Here is a 25,323-nt window from a genome sequence, read left to right on the forward strand (position 1 = left end):
TTCGAAAGAAGGTAAATCTGGACTGCCTTTTCTTGATATCACCACTAAAATCCGGACATGTTCATCCGTCTTGTGCATACAGTTTAAATAATGGATTGTCCTATACCTTCTAGAATGGAGTGATGTTTTTTTGCTGAATGAATTTCAAGCCTTCATCCTTGGGATCATTCAAGGCTTGACTGAGTTTTTACCTATTTCAAGCACTGGACATTTATATTTAGGTCGGCATATTTTCCACCTTGACGAGGCGGGCATTTTTCTGGATACCATGCTCCACATCGGAACCTTGCTGGCATTATTGGTCGTTTATAAGAAGGACATAATTGCCATTTTGAAAAATCCTTTCTCCAAAATGACTCTGCTTCTCATTGCTGGGACGATTCCTGCCGTGATTGCCGGCATTTTACTTGGTGATTGGTTTGACGGCCTTTCAAAAACAGGTGTGACCATAGGCTGGGAATTTTTAGCGACCGGTCTGATTTTATGGGTAGCCGACGGTGTAAGAAAAGGCGGCAAATCCCTTAATGAAATTTCGATTAAAGACGCGCTGATCATCGGTACTTTCCAAGCTGCTGCCATCATGCCCGCTCTTTCGCGCTCCGGCTTAACGATAGCAGCTGGCCTCTTCTGCAGGCTGGATAGGGCCACTGCAGCCTATTTTTCCTTTTTGCTTTCCATTCCTGCCATTACGGGGGGCATCGTATTTCAGATGAAACCGATTTTTACAGGAGAAGTTGAACGGCTTCCACTCACTGCGCTTTTCGTCGGGACCCTGTCAGCAGCAATCTTTGGTTATATAGCTGTAGTATGGATGATCGATTTCTTAAAAAAGCGTTCACTCAAAATATTCTCCATTTATGTATGGGCCCTTGGCGCAATCATTTTATTCATGCAATTTACAGGTAAATTTTAAAGAAAAAAACGGGCGAAACAATCAGTTTTTCACGGAAGAATGCAGACGTTTGCCTAAAGATTTCACCCTTCAAGAAAAAGTTGAAATTTGACGAAAAAAAAAGGCAAAAAACCTATTCCCAAACCGTTTTTTTTTTAGTATTATACCTTCGTAAGGTTCTTTAGATTTGCATACTTTCTGACAATAAAAATAGGGAAGGCAAATGGTGCGCCACCGGTTTCCGGTTCTAGTGGGTTCGATTCCCACCCCGAAATTTTTTGATGAACGACTTAAAAAATTTCGAGGGTGGGCAGCGACTACGCATAAGAACTGCCCTCAAACGGAGGGACGGAAATGTTAAAAAAGAGAGATTTCACAGATTGTTTTTCTCTTTATGAACAAATGACGCATCCAGATGTCTTCCCTTTCGTGCGCCATAAGGTAGATTCATATGAAGAATATGTTTTCATTACTAAGCAAACGATCGAAGCCGAAGATGCTGGGCAACTCATTTCACGAACAATCTTGGATGAATGGGAAAATCCCATCGGTTGTATTTCTTTATACGATATTGAAAATGGTGCAGGTTTCTTAGGCACATGGCTTGGCAAGCCTTATCATGGAAAAGGGTATAATGCCATCGCAAAAGACGCTTTCTTCAAAGAGCTTTTTTTCGAGCTCGGTTTGGAAACGGTCTTCATGCGAATTCGCAAAAAAAATATCCGCTCCATAAAAGCCGCAGAAAAGCTTCCCTATGCCGTCATTGCCAACGAAACAAGAAAATCCCTTTATGATCAGATCAATCATGAAGGAGATATCTACGATCTGTATGAAATCCCTAAAGATTTATACACCTTTCATATCCTTAGACAGCATGATGATGACGAACAGCAGTTACTTGAAGCATAGGGCGAAGAACATTTCAATTATGCTTTGTTTATCCTTTCATATAATGGCCGGAGCTTCCATACCTGGAAAGCTCTTTTTTCCAGTTTCACAGGATGTTAAACATAGATTGCTGCAAATCCCTATTCTTTTTAGGGATATTTTTTTATAATGAATACAATTGACCAATTCAATAATATATTCAAAGCGTCATTGAAAGGACTTAATCATGAAAAAAATATTTGCTTTTATCGTGCAGCTTATCTTCCTGCTCATCATTTGCAAGCTTGGCTATTATCTAGCCAATTTACTTCACTTACCTATACCAGGCAACGTCATCGGCATGATTCTGTTATTCGGTTTATTACAGACGAAGGTCATAAAAGTCGAATGGATTGAACTTACTTCAGGATTTTTGGTAAAGCACCTAGCCTTTTTCTTCATTCCCATTTCAATCAGCTTAATGACCATGGGATGGCTTTTCATTGAATTCGGTTTGCCTTTGGCACTTACCTTAGGTATAAGCCTGATATTTGGATTCATCGTTTCAGCATGGACCGTTCAGAAGCTATCTAACAGAGGAGAGGTTAAACAGCATGACAGCGTTCATCACAACATATAGCATCTTGATAACCATCCTTGCCTATTTCATCGGAAGGAAAATATATGCTAAACACCCATCCCCTTTTACGACGCCTGTATTTTTCAGTACGGTTACAATTATTCTCGTACTGCTGATCAGCGGTTTGGACTTCGAGGATTATTCACCTGGAAAAGACATCATTACCTATTTCCTGGGACCAGCTACCGTTGCTCTGGCCGTACCACTTTATAAAAACAGAAAAATAATCGTTAAATATGCAATGCCGGCTATTAGCGGGATGATTTTTGGTCTCCTTGTCACATTGATCATTGCCTTCGCCTTCGCTAAAGCATTTTCACTTCCACCATTCATATTCCAAGGATTGGCGGTTAAATCCATTACAGTGCCAATCGCGGTTGAAATCACGGAACTTTATGGCGGGAATTCCAATATATCAGCTGCCTTCGTCATTTTGACAGGGGTGCTGGGTACGATGATCGCTCCAAAAATGATGGATAAACTAAACATTACAATGCCCTTCGCACGGGGTATCGCCTATGGTACGATCGCTCATGGACTTGGAACCGCTCAAGCTGCCCAGGAAAGTGAGTTTACCGGGGCTGTCGCAGGTGCGGCAATGGCTATCGCAGGTATCCTCATTTCCTGTTTCTTTCCTTTTATAAGTAATTTCCTATAAAAAGAACCGCAACGTCAACGCGTTGCGGTTCTTTTTATGATTATTTTTTTTGCAGATCCTCGTATAAACGCCTTAGAATATAAGTCTTATAAAGCTCCAGCTTTCTTTTTTCAATTGGATGATAGCTAATCCCTGCGGCTTTTAGCTGCTGAATGAACCATCCTTTGGAATATTCATAAGCCATTCTACCCCCTCCTCTGTTCGAAAAAGATATGCTGCATAGAGGGGAATGATACTTATTTTTTTGCAGCCATTACTTTAAGCAGTAATTCATACATTTCAGCTGCCGTTTTGAATGGGCGTTTTTGACGCATCTTCTCTTGATATTCATCCGATTTTTTCAATAAATCCGCTAATGTAGCATTAAAAACCCGATCATTCAGCTCTTCTTCTTGGAGGACTTTACAAAAACCCTGTTTTTCAAAACTTGACGCATTCAGGATTTGATCTCCCCGGGAAGCATTGGCACTTAGAGGGATAAGCAGCATCGGCTTTTGCAAACCAAGGAATTCAAAGATAGAATTTGAACCAGCCCTTGACACAACGACATCGGCAGCCGCCAAAAGATCGAATAATTCTTCGTGCACGAATTCAAAAGGAGCATATCCCCTTTGTTTCAATTCGGTTTTCACATTTCCCTTCCCGCAAATGTGTATAATCTGATAATCCTTTAATAAGGCATCAAGGTTATCTGTAATTAAATTATTGATTTTAACGGCCCCAAGGCTTCCGCCCATAACGAGTAACACCGGTTTGTTTTTCGTGAATCCACAAAATGCTTTACCAGCAGAAGCGTTTCCCGTAAAAATGCCATCGCGTAATACAGCGCCAAGATACATGGCCTTCTCTTTCGGAAGTTCTTTTTCCGTTTCTTGGAAGGTAGTGAAAATTTTCGATGCAAGTGGCATCGCGATCTTATTAGCCAGACCAGGCGTATAATCCGATTCATGTATGGCAATCGGAATCCTAAGCATCCTGCCTGCCAAAACGACTGGAACCGAAACGAAACCACCTTTAGAAAAAATGAAATCTGGCTTGGTCTTTTTTAATATTTTTCGTGCATCAAAAATCCCTTTTATGACCCGGAAAGGATCTTTCATATTTTCAACAGATAGGTAACGCCGGAATTTCCCAACGGAAATCGTTTCATATCGGACCTCGGGAAATTCCGTTTCGATGATATTTTTTTCAATGCCTTTTTTTGAACCAATATAAGTAACATCCCAATCATGCTTTAAAAATTCCGGGATGATTGCTGCATTAACAGATACATGACCGGCAGAACCGCCTCCGGTAAATACTATTTTCTTAGTCAATATTTCCACCTTCCAAACTTAAAAAATCACTTTGCATCCATATTACCATATATCCTTGCCATTAATAACTTGAAAAAGTATTCAGTGAACCGAAATCCCCCATGATGTATGTAATCATCGATTATTTTTCCTTTTTCAGCATGAATATATTATAATCTTAGTATTCTACAATACTACAAGATACAATGGAGGAGTAATACATTGCAAGAAGTTTCTGAATCACTCAATCAATTTGATGGAATCGAAGCCTGGACCAAATTAGGAATTTCCATAGGCATTTTCCTAATCTTCCTTTTGCTTCGGAAAGTATTTACTACATATATATTCAAGTTCTTTCTACGGATTGCAGAAAAACGTAAAGTTGAATTTGCCGCCAACTTAATGCTCGCAATAGAACAGCCAGTAAGATGGCTTATCGTTTTGATTGGGGTTATCATTTCACTGCACTACTTTCCGATCGACTCACCTTCGATTGAACTCAGATCGAAAATATACAGATCGTTTTTTGTCTTCTTATTCTTTTGGACGATTTTCAACATCAGTTCGATCTTAACCATTTTATTTCCGAAATTAGTAAGTAAATTCGGACTTGAAGTCGATCAAATCGTCATGCCGTTCTTTACGAAAATCACTAACATAATCATCATTGCTTTTGGTGCCTCCATCATCGCGGAAGAATGGGGATTCAATGTCGATGGATTTGTTGCTGGGCTTGGTTTGGGTGGATTGGCTTTCGCACTTGCCGCTAAAGATACCGTCAGCAATTTCTTCGGGGGTATCGTCATCGTTACCGAAAAACCTTTTACCATAGGAGATTGGGTCAAAACTCCAAGCGTGGAGGGAACCATTGAAGACATCACATTCCGAAGCACTAAAGTTCGGACTTTTGCCCAAGCTTTAGTTACAGTCCCAAATGCGACCCTTTCGAATGAACCGATCATCAACTGGTCCAAGATGGGAAAAAGACAGATTGCCTTCCATTTGGGTGTAAATGTCACAACACCAAAAGAAAAATTGGAAAATGTCATTAAAGACATTGAAAGAATGCTTATTGATCATCCTGAAGTACATCCGGAAACGATTTTGGTTAAATTTGATGAGTTCAGTCATTCCGGTTTCAACCTTTACCTATATTTCTTCACGAAAGCCACGGACTTTGGAGGATATTTATCAATCAAAGAAGATGTGAACTTTAAAATAATGGAGATATTGGAACAGGAAGGAGTACAAATTGCCATTCCTTCACAGGCATTCATTCTTCAAAAAGACTCAGATACGGAAGCCATGAATGATTTTGAATCCATGCGTGACTGACAAAAGGGGTTCCATCTGAATTTTTAAACAAAGTTGATTGGAGCGGGTGTTCGAGACTCCTGCGGGAACGCCCGCGGAAAACGAGTGCCTGTAGTGGAAATCAACGTTCATATTTTACACTGCCTAAAAAAATGTAGGCAATCTTAATTAAATATCGGATTTATCTACAAACTGAGACTTGCCCTAAACGGCAAGTCTTTTTTGCATCAAATAAAAATTCTTAAAATATCACATGCTTATGTGATATAATTCTTTCATTGTGTTGAAAATTCCAAATATTGATATTGAGGTACTTTGATGAATCAGACTTATACTAAATCACAAAAGATCCGCCTGTTATTTTATATATTGATACCTATCCTGATCACCCAAATCAGCATGTATGCCATGACTTTTTTTGATGTGATGATGTCGGGGCAATACAGCACTCAGGACGTTGCTGGCGTCTCCATCGGCAGTTCGCTATGGACACCCGTATACACGGGGCTGAGCGGGATATTGATTGCCTTAACACCGGTGGTTTCACAGCTGGTGGGTTCCAGGCAGTCCAAATCCGTTTCCTATTCCGTGATGCAGGCCATTTATTTAGCTGTGGCTTTAGCCTTGATCATTTTAATCATTGGAGCATTTTCTTTGAACCCCGTATTGAATGCCATGGACCTTGAAGATAGTGTCCACATGGTGGCTCATGATTATTTGATCGCCCTTTCACTCGGTATCATTCCTTTATTCATTTATAATGCGTTGAGGGCTTTCATCGATGCTCTGGGGCAAACCAGGATTTCCATGATCATTACCTTATGTGCGCTCCCGGTAAACGTCCTTTTTAATTACTTGTTAATATACGGGAAGTTTGGATTCCCTGAACTTGGCGGTGTCGGTTCCGGGTACGCCACTGCCATTACCTATTGGTTAATTGCCCTGGTGGCCATACTGGTCGTGATAAAAATAAACCCATTTTCGACATATCAGGTTTTCACTGAATTTTTCCGGGTTTCATGGAAAGAATGGAAGGCCTTATTATTGATTGGGGTACCCATCGGGCTCGCTATTTTCTTTGAAACAAGCATTTTTTCGGCTGTCACCCTTTTGATGAGTAAGTATGATACCGTTACGATTGCGTCACACCAGATTGCCATGAATTTTGCGTCACTGCTTTATATGATACCGCTAAGTATATCCATGGCATTGACGATCGTCATTGGATTTGAAATCGGGGCAGCCCGTTATAAAGATGCCAAAGAGTATAGCTGGATTGGCATTTCGATGGCCTTGACGATGTCACTCGTTTTGTCGACCATCCTCTTCCTCTTCCGTGAACCTGTGGCCTTTTTATACACTAAAGATCACGAAGTAATGATGCTGACATCACATTTTTTAATATATGCCATCTTCTTTCAGATATCGGACGCCCTGCAGGCACCTATTCAGGGCATTTTGCGTGGATATAAAGATGTAAATGTTACATTTGCCATGTCACTGGTCTCCTACTGGATTCTCGGGCTTCCAATTGGCTATTTCTTTGCAAAGTTTACGGATATGGGAGCCTTTGGGTATTGGATCGGCTTAATTTCCGGCTTGGCTCTTGGGGCAATAGGCTTGGCTGCTCGTTTACGGTTCATTCAGCGAGTAAAATATAAAAAAATGGCATAAAAAAAGTGGGGCTGGATTACACCAGCCTCACTTTTATTCATTCTGAATTCAAATTCTAAATCACTAGGCTTTATATATTTTCCCAAGAACATCCTTACCGCCTGTTACCGGTATGATGCTCCCGGTAATGAAATCCGATTTTTCATCACAAAGGAACGTGATGACCCTCGCTATATCTTCCCCCGTCCCCGGTCTGCCGACTGGAACCGTATCATCCTTTTCTGCTCTCGCGATCCTTATTTCCTTCTCTTTCCAATCCCCTATGATATCACCAGGACAAACCATATTCACGGTGATTCCATGAGTAGCTTCTTCCGCAGCCAAGGTTCTTGTCAAGGAGGTCAAGCCGCTCTTTGCAGCGGCAAAAGCAGAACGATAAATCCAACCTGGTGCAGTTTCACACCGTTCAAACCCTAAGGTAATGACTCTGCCCCAGTTTCTGCTGCGCATTTGTGGAATAAGTTCCTTCGCAAAATAGAAAAAACCATTTAAATTCCCGTCCATGATGTACTTCCATTCATTGCCGCCATATTCAGTCATCGGTTTACGATCATGCATATATGGCCCTGCGTTATGAATGAAGATATCAACATGGCCAAATGTCTCCGAAATCTTTTGCAATATATTCCGGCAATCTTCCTCACTTGACGAGTCACCTTGAATCGCAATTGCCTTAACATGGTACAGTTCCTGTAATTCATCCACTAATGCTAATGCTGCCTTTTTACTTTTTCGATAAGTAATGATAATGGACATTCCATTATCCGCGAGTGAAAATGCCATCCTTTTGCCGATACCCGTTGCTCCACCAGTAATAAAAGCTACTTTTTCATCCACAGGCTTACCCTCTTTATCTAATGGATTTTACTTAATTATACATAAGTTTATTCCACTTTCTATAATTTAGTAATTATAAAAAAGAACCTCTGGGCTTTAGCTGCATAAAATATAACAAATAAACCTGTCAGACCATAAACAGGAGAGAGGAATTCAATATGTTTCCCTGGAATTCACTTTTTTCTTTTAAGAATAACCCTAACCAAAAGGAATTCATGAAAAATATGCAGCAAAGTGATGTTCAATCGTTCATTGAAAAGGTATTTTCACAAGTGATCCCTGACAATATGCAAGGTATGATGAACCAAAATGATGGCGGCTCACAAAAAGTAAATGCCAGATCTGAACACCCTTTACATGCCGAAGTATTTGAAACCCACTTATATGTCTTCGTAAGAATTCCAATACAAGATGAATCTTGGCTAAAGAAAATGAAACTTTACCATACATCTAACCAATCCATCATCGAGGGGATTCCCGAAGAGTCAGATCGTCATGTCATAACACTCCCCGCACCTGTAAAGAAAAAAGGAGCATCAGCCCAATATAAAGAATCAACATTGGAAATACGGCTTCAAAAAAGTTTCAATACACAGTATTCAGAAATCGATGTATCGGAAATTTAAGTGGCTTCACCGGGACCTCACTGATGTTAAGGTGCGGTTCCAGTTATTTCTTGGTTCAATTTTTTTAGATTTGGGTACATTATAGAGAGCTAATAAATGGTACAATTGATTTTTTCCCATGGAATGGAAACATTCTCGCAAAAAAAAGCGCACCCCATGTTAATGGGATGCACTTTTCTATTAATCTATTATTTTCCGATGAATTGTTGAGTCCAGTAGTTACCAGATTCTACGTAACCTACTCCAATATGAGTAAAGCTAGGGTTCATGATGTTTTCACGGTGTCCTTGGCTATTCATCCAAGCTTGTACCACTTCTTCTGGTGTTTGTTGACCTTGTGCGATGTTTTCGCCAGCTGTTTTATAGCTGATTCCGAATTGTTTCATCATATCGAAAGGTGAGCCGTAAGTCGGGCTATTGTGGTCAAAATAGTTTTTATCTTTCATGTCTTGAGACTTGATACGTGCAACTTTGCTCAACTCAGTGTCGATTTTAAGAGCTGTCAAACCTTGTTTTTCACGTTCTGCATTCGTTAATTTAACAACTTCTTGTTCAAAAGCACTTAATTCAGAGCTTGTCTCTGGTTTTTTATCAGTTGATTTATCAGGTGTTACTTCTGGTGCTGCAGGTTTTGCTGCTGGTTTTGATTGGTTCGTTGTTCCAACTTCTTGTTGAGCTGGTTGTTGAACTGGTTGTTGAACTGGTTTTTGAACTGGTTGTTGAACTGGTTTTTGAACTGGTTTTTGTTGTGCCTGCGCTGCAGGAATAGTGATATTGTATTTAGCTAGGTATTGGTTAAGGACTTTTTGCATATCCTCTTTATTCGTAGTTTTATAAGTTACTTGTTTCACTGTATCACAGTTGGCTGCTTCAGCTTGGTTAGCTCCTACTCCTGTGAATATAATAGCTGCAGCCGCTGCTGCTGACATAATCATTTTCTTTTTCATTCGTATTTCCTCCTGTGATGTTCATTTTTTGTTGTGCTTTGCTTCTGGAATTATCATAACATGCACTTTTTGTAATAAAGGCACCATCAATTTCCATCAAATTCACAGGATGCGAATGAAAATATATTTATAATCCAAGTTTCAGAGAAAACAAGCAGAAATGCTTTAACTATCTATGTTTCTGCCAATAGTATTAATACTCATATTTTTCCAGTAATTATTTGTCAATGGTAGTTACATAGAACCATTTCCATGGAATACTAATAACTTTTAGTTGACATATCGTTACTAACCGAATTATTATGACTTTCTTTACTTTTATGTTACAAATTTTTCGGTTTCACTTCGACATTTCCTCATTTTCCCCCTATCGTCTTGAACCGTTTTCCAAATAAAAAAACAATCCGGATTTAAGCCCGAATTGTTTTGATTTTGATGGTACATTCATCATTTCAGTTCTTCATCATTCATCTCGTCCATTTCTTTTTTTCCGCCATTTTGTTCGGGAGTGCTTGGTTTGCCTATGACGAATTCTTTCTTTGGCATGTTGTGCATGTCCCTTGCCGTTACGTGGGCATATACATAATAGGTACCTTCTTCATCAAAAGCCTTTTCCAGTTCATATATACCGTTCCCTTTATGTTTTACTGCTATCTTGTCATGGTCATCGCTATTCGCAAGCCAAATTTCAAAACTGACATCATCCGCATCTGTCACGACTTCGTCCCCATATGTTACTTTTGCCTGAAATTTCACAGGCTCATTCACTTTACCCTGAGTTGGATCGACAGCTAAATCGACATTTAACATTTTTGGAATCTCCTCTTTCTTGCCGCATCCAGCCAAAAAAATTAACGCCATGCAAAATAACATGATTTTTTTCATTTTTGAACGTATCCCCTTTTTATGAATTCCATTCTTCTTTTATATTCGGCAGGATGACCCTGACTGTTGTTCCCCTTTTTTCCTTGCTTTCTATTTCAATTTTACCATTTTGTAATTCCACCAATCTTTTGACAATGGACAGTCCAAGCCCTGAACCGCCATCAAATCGGCTGCGTGCTTTGTTCACACGGTAAAAACGATTCATGATATACGGCAGATCCGCTTCCGGAATCCCGTTGCCCGTGTCAGTTACCAGCAGTTCGCAATCATCTTTATGCTGAATTAGGGTAATATGAATCGCCCCTCCGGAATCCGTATACTGAATGGCATTATCAAAAATGTTATGTAGAATCTGTTCCATCCTTCCTTCATCCCCAAAAATAATCGGGTCTGGATCCAGGTCTAGCTTCAGGTCCAATTGTTTTTCCTTTATTATCGGTTCATATTTCACAAGTACGTCTTCAATGAATTGCGCATAGGCAATCGGGGTTTTATTTAACAAGAATGGAGCACTTTCCATTTTTGATAAGTCCATAAGATCTCCCACAAGCCGCTGCAGCCTAAGAGCCTCCCTTAAAATGAGGTGAAGGTATTTCCGTTGCTCTTCATCATTTTTCACGACACCATCCAATATGGCCTGCGTATATCCCTTTACGTAACTAAGCGGGGTTCTGAGCTCATGTGCAACATTTTCTAGAAATTCTTTTTTTCTTTCTTCTTCCAAATGAATGGAATTGGCCATATCATTAAAGGCTATTGCCAGTTTACCTATCTCATCATGACTCCTTACCTCGACCTGTATGTCATAATCCCCCTCTGAGACACGATGGGCCGCAGTCTCGATTTCCTTAATCGGACTGACTAGCTTTTTCAACCATTTAGTAGTAAACAAAATTGCGACAATCAAAAATAATAGAACCGCCGCCAACCATTTTGCAGCAAATTCCTTAAATAAGACCGTAATGGAATCTACAGGAATATATGTATAGATGATACCTTCGAGGCGATTTTCGTCAATCAGAGGTATGATGGCCGCTACGATGTTCTTTTCAAACCTTTTCTCATATCCTTCTTTTTCTACGGCTTTCCCATCTAAAAGCATTTGCCGTTCTTCTTCAGAAATAAGGGTATCGTAATTGATTTCAAAAGGCAGACAAGCACTCAATTCCCTGGGATTATTGACGACAAAGACTTCGCTGTCGTTCTTACTGTTAAACCATTCAACTTTTTGCTTAAAGTCCTCGCTGATTTCACCGCCGGAATAATCCGCCCCTAGCAATGATGCTTCATTGACTAAATCCGTTTTAAGCTTCTCCACATATAGATTTTTATAATAATATTGAGAAAGGGAGTAAGCGAACAGCACGGATAGGATGATGGCGGAGATAATGGTGAGCCATAATTTAAAAGAAAGGGTTCGCCATTCATAGATCATTTCTTTTCCTCTATCTTATAACCGATTCCCCAGACGGTTTGAATGTAATCGGCCGCTCTTAATTTCATTCGTAACGTTTTAATATGGGTATCCACAGTACGTAAAGATCCTCCATACTCACCGCTCCATACATTTTCAAGCAGTTGTTCACGGCTGAGTGCCTGGCTTTTATGACGCATGAGGAATAAAAGCAATTCGAATTCTTTCAAGGTTAAATTGATTGGCTTCCCTTCCACTAAAACCGTTCTGGATTGTAAGTTCAAGCTAATTTTACCGAATCGGAAATGGTTTTGATTCTCTTCATTCAATGATAATTTCCCTGTCCTTCGCAATACCGCTTCGACCCTTGCGACCAATTCTCCTGGATTGAAAGGTTTGACGATATAATCGTCGCCGCCAAGCTTCAGCCCTTTCACCTTATCCCATTCTTCACCTTTCGCACTGACGAATATCACAGGGATCTCCCCAATTTCACGAATTTCTTCACAAACGGAGAAACCGTCCATACCTGGCATCATGATATCCAATAGGATTAAATCCACTTCCTCTGTTTCAACCATACTTATAGCTTCTTTTCCATTCGCAGCTTGAAGGCATCGATAACCTGAGTTCAGCAAATACATTTCAACTAGATTACGCATATCTTCTTCATCATCCACGACTAAAATGGTGTAAACATGCATGTCATCTACTCCTCAACATCAATTGGAATGGACCTTCGCCGACTTTGATTGTTTTTTTAACATCGACTGTTTCAGCATCCATTACATACACTTCATCACTATCATATCCCGCCACGACCACATCTTCATTAAAGTTCGCCATTTCAAAGGGGTTGACGCCGACCACTTTGCTTTTGACTTCCTCATATTGATCATTCAATTTATATAAGGAGCTAGTCCCATGACTAAGGACAAATATCCCTTCCTCATTTTCCAGGAACTTTATCGGCATGGTTGGGGCCTTAAGCTTTTTCTTCAACTCTCCCGTTTTTGCCGAATAAATATAAAGATCTTCTTCCACTTGATCCCCATCACCATGTCCTCCAATCCATATTTCATCCTTTTCTTCCCTTAATAATGTGCCTGTGCTGGCACTATGTACGGGAAATTCGAAATCGACCTTTTTCGTTTCAAGATTTATCACTGAACATTTGGTATCACCAAAATTAATAACATACAATCGATTCGCTTGCTCTCCTTGAAGAACGGTCAAGGGGCTTTTACCAACCTTGACAATATCTTGTTCCTCCCCCTCAGCATTTAAAAAATAAATGGAGTGATTCGATTGATTGACCGCCACAATGCTTTTTCCATCACGTAACAACTGCATATTGACGATACCTTTTCCAATTTCCCAACTGTTTATCAGTTTTCCTGCAGATAAAGAGTACACTTGGACTTTCTCCATCTCTTTTCCATAAAGCAGGATAGTATCTTTGTCTGCCAGGAGCAGGGCTCCGGTAAATGGTTCTGAAATATCCCATTTTGCAAAAGCATGATAGTTTTCGTCTATGAAAGTCAGTGAGGTATCCTTGATATTGACAGTTGCCAGGAAAGATTGACTTTTATTGATTTTAGTAAATGCATTACCGCTATTACACCCCGTAAGCAGTACGATGGCAAGAAAAAGCCCAATGCCCCACTTCATAATTTTAAGCTCCTTATTCATTAAATATCTATTTTTTAAAGATTTTAACAATGATTTGTGAAAAAAGTATGAAGCATAAAAGAATATTTGCTAACAAGCATCCGTACACACTCAAAAAATCATAATCTTTCCAATTCAGTTATATAGGCCATTACAATTGCATTTTTCATTTCTTCCGAAAGCGAAGATTCCATCACGCGTTTAATAGAAAGGTAAAATTTCTCCAATACTGGTTTTCGGGCGCGGGGATGCGCATTTTCATCCAAAAGCTCTCGTCTGATGAGTTCCGGCAACACTTCCCTTCCCCCTCCATCGTTCACCTTACGATTGTTCCATATGCTTAAATAAGCCACCAGTAATTCTTCTTGCCTGACATTTTCTTTCATAGTATCCCTTCCATCCATTACTAATTTATACATATTAATGTTCAAGTTTGTAAAGACTATCTTAATAATAAGATATCATGCTTTTTAAAATCCAAAAAAGGAGTGAGTACAATGTCTCAAGTATACCGCTGTCCGAATTGCCGGACAAATAAATCTCGCTTCAATCTCATTCAGCAAGTAGCAACACCCATTAAAAAGGATCCCCAATCCGGTGAGATTGTTGAACAATATTCGAACGACTCCCTTCTGCCATTCCATCTAGCATATAATGGTCCTGAAGTTCGGGTTCAGTGCGCTGCCTGCGGATTGATAGAAGACGAAAAGACATTTGCCGCCTTTGGAATGCAACAATAAAAATGGTCAGACCCCTATGTGGGTCTGACCATTTTCTTAATCATTTCCTACTGACATCTTAGCCCGGTCTATGGCAATTGGAATGGCTTTTCCATCCTCATATCCTTCATCCAATAAAGCATTCGCGATTTCTATAGCCTTTTCCCTGACATCTTTATCTAGATTCTTCATCGAATTTGGGTAATCGTTCTTATTCCATGGCACTGATACCGCCTCCTTAATAAGAAAGTCTTCTTTTCATGTTTCCCTTCTTTAATGGGCGGTAAACGTTTATCGGGCCGCTTTCGCTTCCAAAGCTTTCAACTGACCGATCAACATTTCCTTATCCAACTTTTCCCCGATCATGACGATATTCAATGGCATTTTCATCATTTCATTCATGTACATCGGCATTCCGTAGGAGTATTGGAATAAATGCGGGTATTGTGAATGTGTAAAGGAAATATATCCTTTCATTCGATAGACCGTTTCCGGAAGGGCCCTAAGCCACTCTTCAAAGTCGGTTTGTGCCACAGCACCTTCAAATGTATGAACGATTGCAGTTAAGTGCAAATGGTCATGTACATCAAGCTTTTGATGTCCCTTATGCCTTTTTCTTTGCATTTGCTGCAATGATGCCAATGAAACGGCTGCATACTCCGTCAATAAACATACAGCATCCGTATTCAGCGGCTGTATCGTATATATTAGCTGTGCGGCCTCCATCTCACTTACCATATCCGCTTTATTCAATAAAATGAAATCGGCATGATGGATTTGCTCTGCAAGCAACTGTCGAAGCTGCGGAGACAGTTCCTCCCGATCGCGCCACCTTAATAAATCGACGACCGTGATGATCCCTTTATACTCCAGCTTTTTGGCGAAAATCGGCGACATTATGCCATCCAATACTTCAACTGGATGAGCTGCACCCGTCGTTTCAATATAAACCGCATCCAGTTCATTTTCGGTTAGTAACTCATGAAGCTGAACCTCCAGTTTATCTTGAATTGTGCAGCAAATGCACCCGTCAAACAACTCCTTCAGAGGCACTCCATCACCAATGAGTCCGCTGTCAACCGATACACTGCCGAGCTCATTTAAAAGCACTGCCACTTTTCTGCCCGCTTCACTTTCCTGTTTTAAAATATTTCGAAGAAGCGTCGTTTTCCCGCTGCCGAGAAAGCCGCCCAATATGTACACTTCGGTCGTTTTCATTCTTATCTGCTCCTATAATCCGGTTAAATTCGATTCCGTTAAATTTTATCATAACTAGCTTACTAAAGCACTTGCCGGATTCACATAAAAAAACCAGCCCGTAAGCTGGTTTTAGACTAGACATTTTCGAAGAAAAGCGAGTTCGACTGCAGTTTTTTATTTAAAAACATCCAGTCGATTTCAGAAATCCTCTCCCTTTCCGCCGACTGTCCCCCGAGCCTCCTCGGCGCAAGCGCCTGTGGGTTCTCGGCTAGCCAATTATTTGGCAGGAGTGTCGCAAATTTCTTCAATCCAAGGGGGATTACAGGAAAAAACCATTAAGGATAATCTGGTCTTGTTTTAAAATCATGGTTCGAGATGAGACCATTCCGACTTCCCTTTTTTCTACAAATAAAAACCAGCCCATAAGCTGGCTTTTCAACATTGATTCATGCTTGAACTTCGTCTTTTTCGTAAATCGGCACCCATCCTGCAGCTGTTACGAAAATCCGGACAGCAACAGTTTTCCTATCTTCCGCGAGCGTGAAATAATGTCTTGTTGATTCTGGTACACTAATAAGATCTCCTGGATTAAGCCGTACATCAAACCACTGTTTATCATTGCCTTCAATGGCAAAGATACTCGTTCCACCTGCTATGAAACGCACTTCATCATCTTCGTGATGGTGTTCCTGCTTAAAGTTTTCAAGCATTTGATCCAAGTTAGGATTTGCATCGGATAATGTGATGATATCATGGGCTTTATAGCCTCTTCTTTCAGAGATTTCCGCTATCTCTGATTGGAACGTTACAAGGATTTCCTCCTTGTCAGCATCTGTTAGATCGTATTTTTCTACAAGATGTGCAGGTAATTTAGAAATGTCCCATTGCTCATAAATTACCCCGTGTGTTTCTAAAAAACCTTTTACCTGTTCACCGTTTTCAATAACCTCGTTTGTTTCATGGAATCTGATCGTCGCCATCATTCATTCCTCCTCTATGAGTATTTATCTTATAGAACCTGCAAACGCCTTTTGTTGATTAAGTAACAGTTGATATTGAAATAAAAATTCGCAGGCTTCAAGTATTCTTTTTGCCTCGAATCCGCTTTTGCCCCAAACCGTAATGCCATGATTGCGTATCAGCACAGCGCCAGAGTCTTCTTCGACATGCGGCTTGAACTTATCGGATAGCAACGGTATGTCAGCGTGATTATATATGATTGGAATCCGAAGCTCCGAATCTTCATCCCACCGACCGGTCGCTTTAATGATTTCATGATTACGAAAGGAAACTTGGCCTTCATCTCCGTACAATTCCGAAATCACATTATTTTCAACTGTATGGACATGGAGTACACAGTTCGCATTGGTTTTTCGGTAAATGTCTGTATGAAGTAAAGTTTCGGCCGATGGTCTTAGGTTCGTATCTTCAACTGGTTTTCCTTTTAAATCCACCAGTAAAAAGTCCGTATCCGATTGCTTCCTTTTATCCTTACCGCTTGCGGTAATATAAAAGAAAGGGCTTTTGGGTTCGCGGATGGACAAATTCCCGCTTGTTCCCATAAACCAATCCCTTTCGGCCAGTTCAGCTTTAATATCTGCCAACTCCTGCCATTCTTTAGAATGAGTGTTCACGCTTTAACCACCTCCTGCTGCTTTATAATGTCAATTACATCAAAAAATGTTTCGAATCCTTGATGTGGAATTCCTTCCCTACCGCATTTTTCAAGCAATATGTCACGGGCTATGACAAAATCGGCCTGTTTTGCCGCTTCAAAATCCGTAACTGAATCTCCAATAACGAGTTTAAAATCTTCCGGACCCGCAATTTCCCTCATAATGGATGGCTTGCAGCAACCGCAATCATTATTACATTGCTCATCACAAGCATGTGGCCACTCAATATAAATCTTTTCCTTATCAAAAAATGCATGGTTGCAATAAACGGACTCTGTTGGCAAGATATCATTCAAAAGGGGTGAAATGAAAAAATCCATGCCCCCGCTTACAATATATAAAGGGATATTGGCTTGTTTCGTATACTCAACGAATTCATAAAACCCTGGTCGAATGCCGGCCGTTTTTCTTACATATTGGATGATGTCATCCTTCAAGCCACTATCAAGCAGGGAAAACATATCCCCAACTCCTGAAGATATACTGATTTTTTGCTGAAGGACACCGTCTTTCAACGCTTCCCATTCCGGAGGCGCAAATTTCTTCATAATTGAAATGATATTATCTGTGTTGGTGATCGTTCCGTCAAAATCACAAAAGATGATCGGTTTCATTATTTCTTATAGGCCTCCCCACAACACAAGAGCTTTTTTTAGGGTTTCTTCCTCAGCCGCCGCTTCAGAAAGTTCCTTTCCTGCCAGAACGGCTTCCACAGCAGAACGGAATGCCTTGGCACCGCCCTCTGCTCCGTCAGGGTGCCCGTGAATTCCGCCTCCGGCATTAATCACACTATCAAGCCCGAAATCCTTGATCAGGTCCGGAACCATGCCCGGATGAATGCCTGCAGAAGGAACAGGGAAGGCTTTTTTCCATGAAAGTTCATCTCTTGTCAGAGCTTCAGCAATCGCTAAGGTCTCCGTTTTTTCAAGTGCGACATTTCCATAAGGGGAAGGGAACAAGGATAAATCCGCACCTGATAATCTTACTAATTTACCAAGCAATAATGGATAGCCGATACCATAAAATGATGAAGATGCCAATGCCCCGCTATATGCGGGGTGCGCCATGATCGGCAGCTTTATACGATCATGTTCACTCAAGGCCTGCAATACATCCAAACCATATGTATGAACGTTGAACAATAAAGCATCTGCCCCTGCTTCAGCCGCTTGCTCTGCCTTATCCAATAATTCAAAAGTTTTCCCAGATAGATTGACAGCATATAAAGTACGGTGGCCAGTGGTTTCATAGACTTCATTCAATATTCTTTTTCCCGTTTTTATTCTATCGAAAAATGGAGTCAGTTCCTGGTCGAAGAGGATCTCATCATCCTTAACTAGGTCGACACCTCCCAATGCTTGTTGCTTCAGTTGATCATTATGAAATGTTAGGTCTCTTCCCAATACGCCTTTAAAGATGCTCATCACCAAGGGCCGGTTAAATACGCCCAGCTTTTCCCTTATGCCTTCAATGCCAAATTGCGGCCCGGGAAAAGCTTTTTGAATATCACCGACAAAATCCAAGTCTATAAGTTTTATTTCACCGTCCAATGAAAGTTTGCCGAAGACCGTCGTAAGGATTGCAGGTAAATCATTTGAGAAATTCCTTGCCGGATAGGCAATTTTAATCAGCGAACGGTATACTTTCCGATTAAAGTAGCTGTTTGCCCTCTCTTCTTCAGATAGGGGTGTCACCGATACGACGCGTCCCTTATGTTTTTCCAGTTGTTTCTGTACCAAATGCGGCAAGTCCGTCCATGTCCCGACAGTCAGACCCAAGGCAATGCTCTCTGCTTTTTTCTCATGATTTCCAATAAAGTCATGAATTAAATAAGTAGCGACTATCTCGCTCATCTGATCACTCCTATAACACGTTAGTATACTCTCGATGTCACTATTGGCCTGAGATGGTCTCAAAATGGCAAAAGCCCCTTCATAAAGAAGAGGCTTTAAAAAGCCATCTTCTTATCTCCCAGCCATCGGCTGCAAGAATTAGCACCGTGCCTTGTGGATTTCAAAAAAATCCGGCGGAAGGATTCCGCCCCATTTTACAATGGAATTACGGTCGGTTGCTGGGCTTCATCGGGCTAGTCCCTCCACCTGCTCAAAATAAGAAAACGCTGATATATAAGTTGCATCCAAGTATCGAAAGATTAAGAATTTATTTTGTATTCTGACAGGTAATTCCTACTTTGTCAATAAGTTTTAACTATTTAAAGGTGAACCTTATTGCACTAAAATAAGTTTAATGTCCGTATTCGTTCCACAGCCTCTTGCAGCCGTTCTTCCGAAGTCAGTAGCCCTACCCTGACATAACCTTCGCCAAATTCACCGAACCCATTCCCTGCGGCAACAGCTACATGGGCATGCGTTAATAAATAGTCCGCAAAACTCTCGGACGTAAAACCTCCAGGTACCTTGAGCCAGGCAAAAAACGATGCCGCTGGAGCTTTGACTTCCCATCCGATGGACCTCAATCCCTCAATGAAAACATTCCTTCGCCCCTCGTACATTTGCACTAACTGCTCTACACAGGTCTGTGAGTCAAGCAAAGCGCTTGCCGCAGCTTCTTGTATCGCCGGGAAGAGACTCACATAAAGATGGTCTTGTAAAAGTTCAAGAGCTTCTATTACACTCTTATTGCCCACTGCGAAGCCGACTCTCCACCCTGCCATATTGTATGTTTTCGATAGAGTGTATATTTCAACTCCTACATCCTTCGCTCCCTCCGCCTGGAGAAAGCTTATCGGTTTTTTTCCGTCGAATCCGATCGCCCCATAGGCGAAATCATGGACCACACAAATTGAATGTTCTTTTGCAAAGGAGACGGTTTCATCAAAGAAACTTTCAGTTGCAGAAGCGCCTGTGGGATTATTCGGATAATTCAAGAACATCATTTTGGCTTTATCAAGAACTTCTTTATGTATGTCATCGTATTTCGGAAGAAAATCATTTTCTTCTGTCAAGGGCATCAGTTCGGTCTTTGCCTGGGCTAAAACAACACCGGAAAGATAATCCGGATAGCCGGGATCTGGAACAAGGATTGTATCACCTGGATTCAATAAACACTGCGGAAGTTCGACAAGACCTGCCTTTCCCCCGAAGAGAATCGCCACTTCACTAGTCGGATCCAGCTTGACACCGTATTCCCGTTCATAAAAGACGGCAGCAGCATCTTTTAAATATTGATGTCCCCGGAATGGCGAATATTTATGATTAATCGTTTTTTCAGCGGCAGTTTGCAAACTTTTGACGATATGTTCCGGCGTCGGCTGATCAGGGTTTCCCTGGCCTAAATTAATGACATCATGTCCTTGCTCCGTGATTGCATTGACTTTTGCGACCAGTGAAGCAAAAAACTGCTTGGGCAGGTCCTGAAGCAGTCCGGATTTTTCGAATTGCACCATTTATACACCTTCTCTGAAATTTCTTGAAATTCTAGTCACAAATGATATATGTTTATCGTAGTCTTGTAAAGCATTTTTTACATGTAGGGGGGTTAAACGATGAAGTGGAAAATAGCTTGTATTCAAATGGATATAGCTTTCGGGCAACCAGATATCAATTTTCAGGTTGCAGAACAATGGTTGGAAAAAGCAGCTCGGTCCGAACCCGATATCGTCATATTACCAGAGCTTTGGACAACCGGATACGACTTGACCAGGCTGAATGAGATTGCTGATCAAGAGGCAGAAAAAACGATTGAATTTCTTAAAACACAGGCACAGAAACACCAGTTTCACATCATCGGCGGTTCCATTGCGAAAAAAACAAGCAAGGGAATCTATAACACCATGATCATCATCGATAAACACGGAAAGCTCATTAAAGAATATGATAAGCTTCACTTATTTCAATTAATGGATGAACATCATTTCCTGCAGCCAGGTGAAAAAGATGGTTTATTTACCCTTGATGAAAAAATATGTGCCGGGTTCGTTTGTTATGACATTCGTTTCCCAGAATGGCAGCGAGCCCATACCGTTCAAGGCGCGGAAGTTCTATTCGTTACGGCTGAATGGCCAAAGCCGAGACTCGATCACTGGAGAGCTTTATTGATAAGCCGTGCCATCGAGAACCAAGCCTATGTTGTAGCCGTTAATCGTACAGGTTCGGATATCAATAATATATTTGCGGGCCATTCCTTGATTATTGATCCATGGGGGAATATCATAAGTGAAGCCGGAGAAGGAAACGAACTATTGACAGGCAGCTTGGACTTCAACAAAGTTACGGAAGCACGTAACAAAATACCTGTATTCGAAGATCGCCGTCCTGACTTTTATTAATTTACCCATTGACAAACTATTTAAAAAGTTGATATTATTTTCCCGAAGATTAAAATTTCAGAAAACATTTACTCTTATCAAGAGCAGGCTGAGGGATAAAGGCCCTATGAAGCCCAGCAACCGACTGTAATACCATTGTGAAATGGGGCGGATCTTCCGCCGGATTATTGAATCCACAGAGCACGGTGCTAATTCCACCAGAATTCATTTTCTGGAAGATAAGAGGTCCGAAGCCAAAACTTCTGCCTCTTTCTATATGAAAGAGGCTTTTTTATTCTTATTTTGAATCTGGAGGGGAAAAGAATGACTCAAAACCATTCAAATTTTAAGAGATTGACAAACGAAACAGCTATAACTCTTGCAAAAAAACTTGGGTTGGTCAATGCGGATGCAAGTTTGAAATGTAATGAAATCGGCGATGGAAACTTAAATTATGTTTTTCATATTACAGACACGGTCACAAACAAAGGTCTAATAATCAAACAAGCGGTCCCTTATGCCAAGGTACTTGGTGAAAGCTGGCCGCTGACATTGAAAAGGGCAGCCATTGAAGCGAATGCGCTGATTCATTTCAGAAGTTATTGCCCCGAATTCGTACCGCAAGTCTACTATTCGGATGAACAGCTTGCCATCACAGTCATGGAGGATTTATCGCACTTGAAAATCGTTAGAACAGGATTGATCGATGGCGATTCATTTCCATTGCTTTCACAGCATATTGGTGAGTATGTTGCGAAGACGGCATTTTATACATCCGATTATCATTTAGAACCCTCTTCGAAAAAGGAGGTGGCCCGACATTTCACGAATCCCGAACTCTGCAAAATCACTGAGGTCTTTATTTTCACGGATCCATTTTTTGAGGAACTCCCTGGAGATTTCGAGGTGGAATTGAAAGATGCCGCCCAAAAAATATGGAATGATCAAGAAGTGATACTTGAGGTCGCCAAGCTGAAGCAAAGCTTTGAAACCGAGCAGGAAGCCTTGCTTCATGGAGATTTACATACTGGAAGTATATTTGCAAGTAAAACTGAAACAAAGGTTATTGACCCGGAATTCGCTTTTTATGGGCCAGTTGGTTTTGACCTTGGTCAATACACCGCCAACCTTCTCTTTCAGGCAATTACACGAAATGGCGCTGGAAAGGAAGAGATTTTCACGCTCCTTCATGAATTTTGGAATGCCTTTGAAGAAACTTATACCGAATTATGGGAATCCCAAAATAAAAGCCCATTCCGCCATGTGAAAGGGTATCTGCCTTATTTGCTGACAAAATTCAAAAAAGATGCATTCGGCTTTGCAGGCTGCGAACTGATTCGGCGAACCATTGGCCTTTCCCATGTAGCCGATTTAAACGTCATTGAAGATAAAGAAACAAGGATCGCAGCCAAAACGGCAACATTGGAAATCGGTACTTTTTTAATTAAAAAACGGGGAGAATTGGATGTTCCAGCCGTCATTGAAGCGTTGAAGCAACGGACACTGCCATCTTACTCAACCATTTAAAAGGAGACCTGCATATGACTACAATTGCACCCTTACCATATTCGGTACATTGGGATGATACCCATATTACATTATTAAATCAACAAGCCCTTCCTTCCATAACAGAATTTATTGAACTTCATTCTGTTGATGATGTATATGACAGCATTTTGTCATTAAAAGTTCGCGGTGCCCCAGCAATTGGGCTGACGGCAGCATTTGGTGTTGCACTTGGCGCCAAGCAGGAAACAACCGCTGATTTAGGGGAATTCAAGAAAAATGTAATGAGGCATATTGAAAAACTCGCCTCTTCACGGCCTACTGCAGTCAACCTTTTTTGGGCGTTAAGGAGGATGGAGAACACCTTGCAGGCTGCGCAAAGCATTTCAACTGCCAAGGAAGCACTTATATCGGAGGCTAAAGCCATCTTTGCTGAAGATGAAGAAATGTGCAGGAAAATCGGGGAACATGGTTTATCGCTATTCACTAGAGGAGATTCCATTCTTACGCATTGCAACGCCGGGGGAATCGCCACGGCTCGGTATGGCACAGCCTTGGCTCCCTTCCACCTGGCTAAAGAAAGGGACTTTCCGCTAAAAGTGTACGCATGTGAAACAAGGCCTGTCCTGCAAGGGGCGCGTTTGACGGCTTGGGAATTGATGCAAGCGGGAGTTGACGTCACCTTAATTTCTGATAATATGGCTGCCCATACGATTCACCAGAAAGGAATAAAGGGAATTATCGTCGGGGCCGACAGGATTGCGGCAAATGGAGATACTGCCAATAAAATCGGGACGTTGGGATTGGCCATATTAGCCAAGCACTTTGGTATCCCCTTTTATGTGGCCGCACCATCAAGCACATTCGACCTTTCTATCGAATCCGGCACATCCATCCCGATCGAAGAACGGAATGGAACGGAAATCACCTTCATTCAAGGTGTAAGGATCGCTCCGGAAAACGTGAAGACTTTCAATCCAGCCTTCGACGTTACACCGAATCATCTAATTACAAGCATCATTACCGAAAACGGCATCATAACACCGGATTTCTTCAAAAACATTCCGCATTTTGTTAATTGATCCAGGTTCCTTTTATGGTGTTAAAAAACGAGAAGGATTTTTTGTCCCTCTCGTTTTTTAAAGTGATTGAATTAAGATTATTCTTGCGAGGTCTATAATACAATATTTAAATTTGAATATCTTCAGTTAATATTAGGATGTCTTCGATAATAAAAGAGAATAGGACATTCTTATTATTTTGAAAAGAACTCCTGAAGCGCCTTCTTATTTTTAGTGTAGTCTATTTCCAAAACGGCTCCGGACTGGGGATATATTTCATCTTTGAAGCTTCCTTTCACTGGAACCCTTAAGGTCTCGACCGTGTCCGGTGTATGGAAGACGGCTTTGGGACCCATTTCCATTATTGTTTTCAGTCCAATATCCGTATCCAAGTACGAGAGTCCTTGTTCGATTATACTAGGAAGGGCCGCCATCCCTTCGAAGGATGAGATTTGATTTATAAACGCTGTTTTTAATTGAACCATTACTTCTTGTTGTCGTTCAACCCTGCCAAAATCACTTTCATCGTCATGTCTAAAACGGACATATTTCAATAATTCCTCACCATGTAAAACATTTTTACCGACGCTTGCTTGGATGCTCATATCATCTATGATTTCCTGATCCACATTCACCGCCACCCCCTCAGGGGCAAGTAAATCCACCATCTTCACAAATCCCTTAAAGTCGATTACCGCTACATGGTCGATCTTGACATCGAAGTTTTCCTGTATGGTTTTCTTGAGCAATTCCCTCCCACCATAATAATAAGCAGCATTTATTTTGTTATATCCTGATTTATTCCCGGGGATTTTCACATAACTATCACGCATAATGGAAGCCAGCTTCAGTTTCTCCTGCTCAGGAAAGTATTTTGCAAGGATAATCGCATCTGATCGAGATTTTTGCTCTCCCCTTGTGTCAACACCAATTAACAAAAAAGTTTTATCGTTTTCCTGGTTATTTTCATTGGTTAGTTTTTTTTCCGTACCTTCATTTCCATTTTGTTTGGGTAAAGGGGCATAGGTGCAGCCTGCCAGAATCAAGACCAATAGATATATGAACAATACCTTTTCTTTCATTACCTCACCTCATCGGAAAATTACCCCTATTCTCTGCCTAATTTTGGAATTCTATGCATAAAACGAAAAAAAAGCCTGCCAACGATATCCGC

The 25,323-nt window shown here is 40.9% G+C and carries 27 protein-coding genes, 1 pseudogene and 2 riboswitches; of the genes and pseudogenes, 11 read left to right on the forward strand and 17 right to left on the reverse strand.

The genetic code is table 11. The features are described 5' to 3' along the window. Positions 1 to 133 precede the first annotated feature (133 nt). The 4 genes from AC2YHV_RS14990 to AC2YHV_RS15005 all read left to right on the forward strand — a co-directional run bounded on the left by AC2YHV_RS14990 (position 134) and on the right by AC2YHV_RS15005 (position 3,057). Complete coding sequence (locus tag AC2YHV_RS14990; protein WP_098864283.1) at positions 134 to 913, forward strand: undecaprenyl-diphosphate phosphatase; 780 nt, start codon at positions 134 to 136, stop codon at positions 911 to 913. Between the two features lie 333 nt (positions 914 to 1,246). After that, the gene (locus AC2YHV_RS14995; RefSeq protein WP_057277357.1) at positions 1,247 to 1,801 is read left to right on the forward strand and encodes a GNAT family N-acetyltransferase; all 555 of its coding nucleotides are present in this window, start codon (positions 1,247 to 1,249) and stop codon (positions 1,799 to 1,801) included. Positions 1,802 to 2,006: 205 nt separating this feature from the next. Further along, complete coding sequence (locus tag AC2YHV_RS15000; protein ID WP_057277356.1) at positions 2,007 to 2,399, forward strand: CidA/LrgA family protein; 393 nt, start codon at positions 2,007 to 2,009, stop codon at positions 2,397 to 2,399. Further along, positions 2,374 to 3,057, forward strand: a complete 684-nt coding sequence (locus AC2YHV_RS15005; protein WP_487373523.1) for an LrgB family protein — start codon at positions 2,374 to 2,376, stop codon at positions 3,055 to 3,057. The genes AC2YHV_RS15000 and AC2YHV_RS15005 overlap by 26 nt, the downstream gene beginning before the upstream one ends. A 40-nt stretch (positions 3,058 to 3,097) precedes the next feature. Here the strand turns inward: AC2YHV_RS15005 and AC2YHV_RS15010 are convergent, their stop codons facing one another. Continuing rightward, a complete protein-coding gene (locus tag AC2YHV_RS15010) occupies positions 3,098 to 3,241 on the reverse strand; it encodes a DUF2639 domain-containing protein (RefSeq protein WP_082609322.1) in 144 nt (47 codons plus the stop codon). 52 nt (positions 3,242 to 3,293) lie between these two features. Then, positions 3,294 to 4,382: an undecaprenyldiphospho-muramoylpentapeptide beta-N-acetylglucosaminyltransferase gene (murG, locus tag AC2YHV_RS15015; protein WP_306804678.1), complete on the reverse strand. Its 1,089-nt coding sequence runs from the start codon at positions 4,380 to 4,382 to the stop codon at positions 3,294 to 3,296. A 192-nt stretch (positions 4,383 to 4,574) separates the two neighbouring features. On the opposite strand from murG, the gene AC2YHV_RS15020 reads away from it, so the two are divergent. After that, the gene (locus AC2YHV_RS15020; RefSeq protein WP_194719478.1) at positions 4,575 to 5,687 is read left to right on the forward strand and encodes a mechanosensitive ion channel family protein; all 1,113 of its coding nucleotides are present in this window, start codon (positions 4,575 to 4,577) and stop codon (positions 5,685 to 5,687) included. Positions 5,688 to 5,984: 297 nt separating this feature from the next. Further along, positions 5,985 to 7,340: an MATE family efflux transporter gene (locus AC2YHV_RS15025; RefSeq protein WP_098864279.1), complete on the forward strand. Its 1,356-nt coding sequence runs from the start codon at positions 5,985 to 5,987 to the stop codon at positions 7,338 to 7,340. A gap of 63 nt (positions 7,341 to 7,403) precedes the next feature. Here AC2YHV_RS15025 and AC2YHV_RS15030 read toward each other — a convergent pair whose 3' ends face one another. Next, positions 7,404 to 8,177 (reverse strand): SDR family oxidoreductase, encoded by a 774-nt coding sequence (locus AC2YHV_RS15030; protein WP_106027692.1) that lies wholly within the window; start codon positions 8,175 to 8,177, stop codon positions 7,404 to 7,406. 158 nt (positions 8,178 to 8,335) lie between these two features. Between AC2YHV_RS15030 and AC2YHV_RS15035 the strand changes: the two genes are divergently transcribed. Continuing rightward, positions 8,336 to 8,803 (forward strand): hypothetical protein, encoded by a 468-nt coding sequence (locus AC2YHV_RS15035; protein ID WP_034307462.1) that lies wholly within the window; start codon positions 8,336 to 8,338, stop codon positions 8,801 to 8,803. 188 nt (positions 8,804 to 8,991) lie between these two features. Here AC2YHV_RS15035 and AC2YHV_RS15040 read toward each other — a convergent pair whose 3' ends face one another. The 6 genes from AC2YHV_RS15040 to AC2YHV_RS15065 form a co-directional block, all read right to left on the reverse strand. Beyond that, on the reverse strand, positions 8,992 to 9,750 hold the full coding sequence (locus AC2YHV_RS15040) for a CAP domain-containing protein (RefSeq protein WP_487373524.1): 759 nt from the start codon (positions 9,748 to 9,750) through the stop codon (positions 8,992 to 8,994). Positions 9,751 to 10,197: 447 nt separating this feature from the next. Next, positions 10,198 to 10,635: a FixH family protein gene (locus tag AC2YHV_RS15045; RefSeq protein ID WP_057277352.1), complete on the reverse strand. Its 438-nt coding sequence runs from the start codon at positions 10,633 to 10,635 to the stop codon at positions 10,198 to 10,200. Between the two features lie 19 nt (positions 10,636 to 10,654). Continuing rightward, the gene (locus AC2YHV_RS15050) at positions 10,655 to 12,070 is read right to left on the reverse strand and encodes a sensor histidine kinase (RefSeq protein WP_487373525.1); all 1,416 of its coding nucleotides are present in this window, start codon (positions 12,068 to 12,070) and stop codon (positions 10,655 to 10,657) included. Next, positions 12,067 to 12,753: a response regulator transcription factor gene (locus tag AC2YHV_RS15055; protein WP_487373526.1), complete on the reverse strand. Its 687-nt coding sequence runs from the start codon at positions 12,751 to 12,753 to the stop codon at positions 12,067 to 12,069. Before AC2YHV_RS15055 ends, AC2YHV_RS15050 begins: the two co-directional genes overlap by 4 nt. A gap of 1 nt (position 12,754) precedes the next feature. After that, entirely contained in the window at positions 12,755 to 13,720 is a 966-nt protein-coding gene (locus AC2YHV_RS15060; protein ID WP_487373527.1) for a YncE family protein, read from the reverse strand. A 119-nt stretch (positions 13,721 to 13,839) separates the two neighbouring features. Continuing rightward, positions 13,840 to 14,106 (reverse strand): hypothetical protein, encoded by a 267-nt coding sequence (locus AC2YHV_RS15065; RefSeq protein ID WP_063575892.1) that lies wholly within the window; start codon positions 14,104 to 14,106, stop codon positions 13,840 to 13,842. A gap of 111 nt (positions 14,107 to 14,217) precedes the next feature. Between AC2YHV_RS15065 and AC2YHV_RS15070 the strand changes: the two genes are divergently transcribed. Beyond that, positions 14,218 to 14,460 (forward strand): hypothetical protein, encoded by a 243-nt coding sequence (locus AC2YHV_RS15070; RefSeq protein WP_034307479.1) that lies wholly within the window; start codon positions 14,218 to 14,220, stop codon positions 14,458 to 14,460. A 57-nt stretch (positions 14,461 to 14,517) separates the two neighbouring features. On the opposite strand, the pseudogene AC2YHV_RS15075 reads toward AC2YHV_RS15070, so the two are convergent. From AC2YHV_RS15075 to AC2YHV_RS15105, 7 genes and pseudogenes are all read right to left on the reverse strand, one after another. Beyond that, positions 14,518 to 14,664, reverse strand: a pseudogene (locus AC2YHV_RS15075) (DUF2188 domain-containing protein); the annotation flags it as partial. A 66-nt stretch (positions 14,665 to 14,730) separates the two neighbouring features. Continuing rightward, positions 14,731 to 15,657 (reverse strand): CobW family GTP-binding protein, encoded by a 927-nt coding sequence (locus AC2YHV_RS15080; protein ID WP_487373528.1) that lies wholly within the window; start codon positions 15,655 to 15,657, stop codon positions 14,731 to 14,733. Positions 15,658 to 16,085: 428 nt separating this feature from the next. After that, positions 16,086 to 16,619, reverse strand: a complete 534-nt coding sequence (locus AC2YHV_RS15085; RefSeq protein WP_098864273.1) for a cupin domain-containing protein — start codon at positions 16,617 to 16,619, stop codon at positions 16,086 to 16,088. A 24-nt stretch (positions 16,620 to 16,643) separates the two neighbouring features. Then, positions 16,644 to 17,273 (reverse strand): methylthioribulose 1-phosphate dehydratase, encoded by a 630-nt coding sequence (locus AC2YHV_RS15090; RefSeq protein ID WP_057277347.1) that lies wholly within the window; start codon positions 17,271 to 17,273, stop codon positions 16,644 to 16,646. Beyond that, positions 17,270 to 17,929, reverse strand: a complete 660-nt coding sequence (locus AC2YHV_RS15095; RefSeq protein ID WP_057277346.1) for a 2-hydroxy-3-keto-5-methylthiopentenyl-1-phosphate phosphatase — start codon at positions 17,927 to 17,929, stop codon at positions 17,270 to 17,272. The genes AC2YHV_RS15090 and AC2YHV_RS15095 overlap by 4 nt, the downstream gene beginning before the upstream one ends. A gap of 6 nt (positions 17,930 to 17,935) precedes the next feature. Then, positions 17,936 to 19,168, reverse strand: a complete 1,233-nt coding sequence (gene mtnW / locus AC2YHV_RS15100; RefSeq protein WP_487373529.1) for a 2,3-diketo-5-methylthiopentyl-1-phosphate enolase — start codon at positions 19,166 to 19,168, stop codon at positions 17,936 to 17,938. A 108-nt stretch (positions 19,169 to 19,276) separates the two neighbouring features. Next, positions 19,277 to 19,430, reverse strand: a riboswitch (SAM riboswitch). A gap of 118 nt (positions 19,431 to 19,548) precedes the next feature. Further along, entirely contained in the window at positions 19,549 to 20,721 is a 1,173-nt protein-coding gene (locus AC2YHV_RS15105) for a pyridoxal phosphate-dependent aminotransferase (RefSeq protein WP_278088590.1), read from the reverse strand. A 99-nt stretch (positions 20,722 to 20,820) separates the two neighbouring features. On the opposite strand from AC2YHV_RS15105, the gene AC2YHV_RS15110 reads away from it, so the two are divergent. From AC2YHV_RS15110 to mtnA, 3 genes are all read left to right on the forward strand, one after another. Beyond that, positions 20,821 to 21,603, forward strand: coding sequence for a carbon-nitrogen family hydrolase (locus AC2YHV_RS15110; protein WP_487373530.1), 783 nt, complete (start codon positions 20,821 to 20,823; stop codon positions 21,601 to 21,603). A gap of 71 nt (positions 21,604 to 21,674) precedes the next feature. Continuing rightward, positions 21,675 to 21,828: riboswitch (SAM riboswitch) on the forward strand. 78 nt (positions 21,829 to 21,906) lie between these two features. Continuing rightward, positions 21,907 to 23,109, forward strand: a complete 1,203-nt coding sequence (gene mtnK / locus AC2YHV_RS15115) for an S-methyl-5-thioribose kinase (RefSeq protein WP_487373531.1) — start codon at positions 21,907 to 21,909, stop codon at positions 23,107 to 23,109. Between the two features lie 14 nt (positions 23,110 to 23,123). Continuing rightward, on the forward strand, positions 23,124 to 24,170 hold the full coding sequence (gene mtnA, locus AC2YHV_RS15120; RefSeq protein WP_487373532.1) for an S-methyl-5-thioribose-1-phosphate isomerase: 1,047 nt from the start codon (positions 23,124 to 23,126) through the stop codon (positions 24,168 to 24,170). 173 nt (positions 24,171 to 24,343) lie between these two features. Here the strand turns inward: mtnA and AC2YHV_RS15125 are convergent, their stop codons facing one another. After that, positions 24,344 to 25,231, reverse strand: coding sequence for an LCP family protein (locus AC2YHV_RS15125; RefSeq protein ID WP_487373533.1), 888 nt, complete (start codon positions 25,229 to 25,231; stop codon positions 24,344 to 24,346). Positions 25,232 to 25,323: the final 92 nt, after the last annotated feature.

It is taken from the genome of Peribacillus sp. SRI_006 (assembly GCF_057586375.1).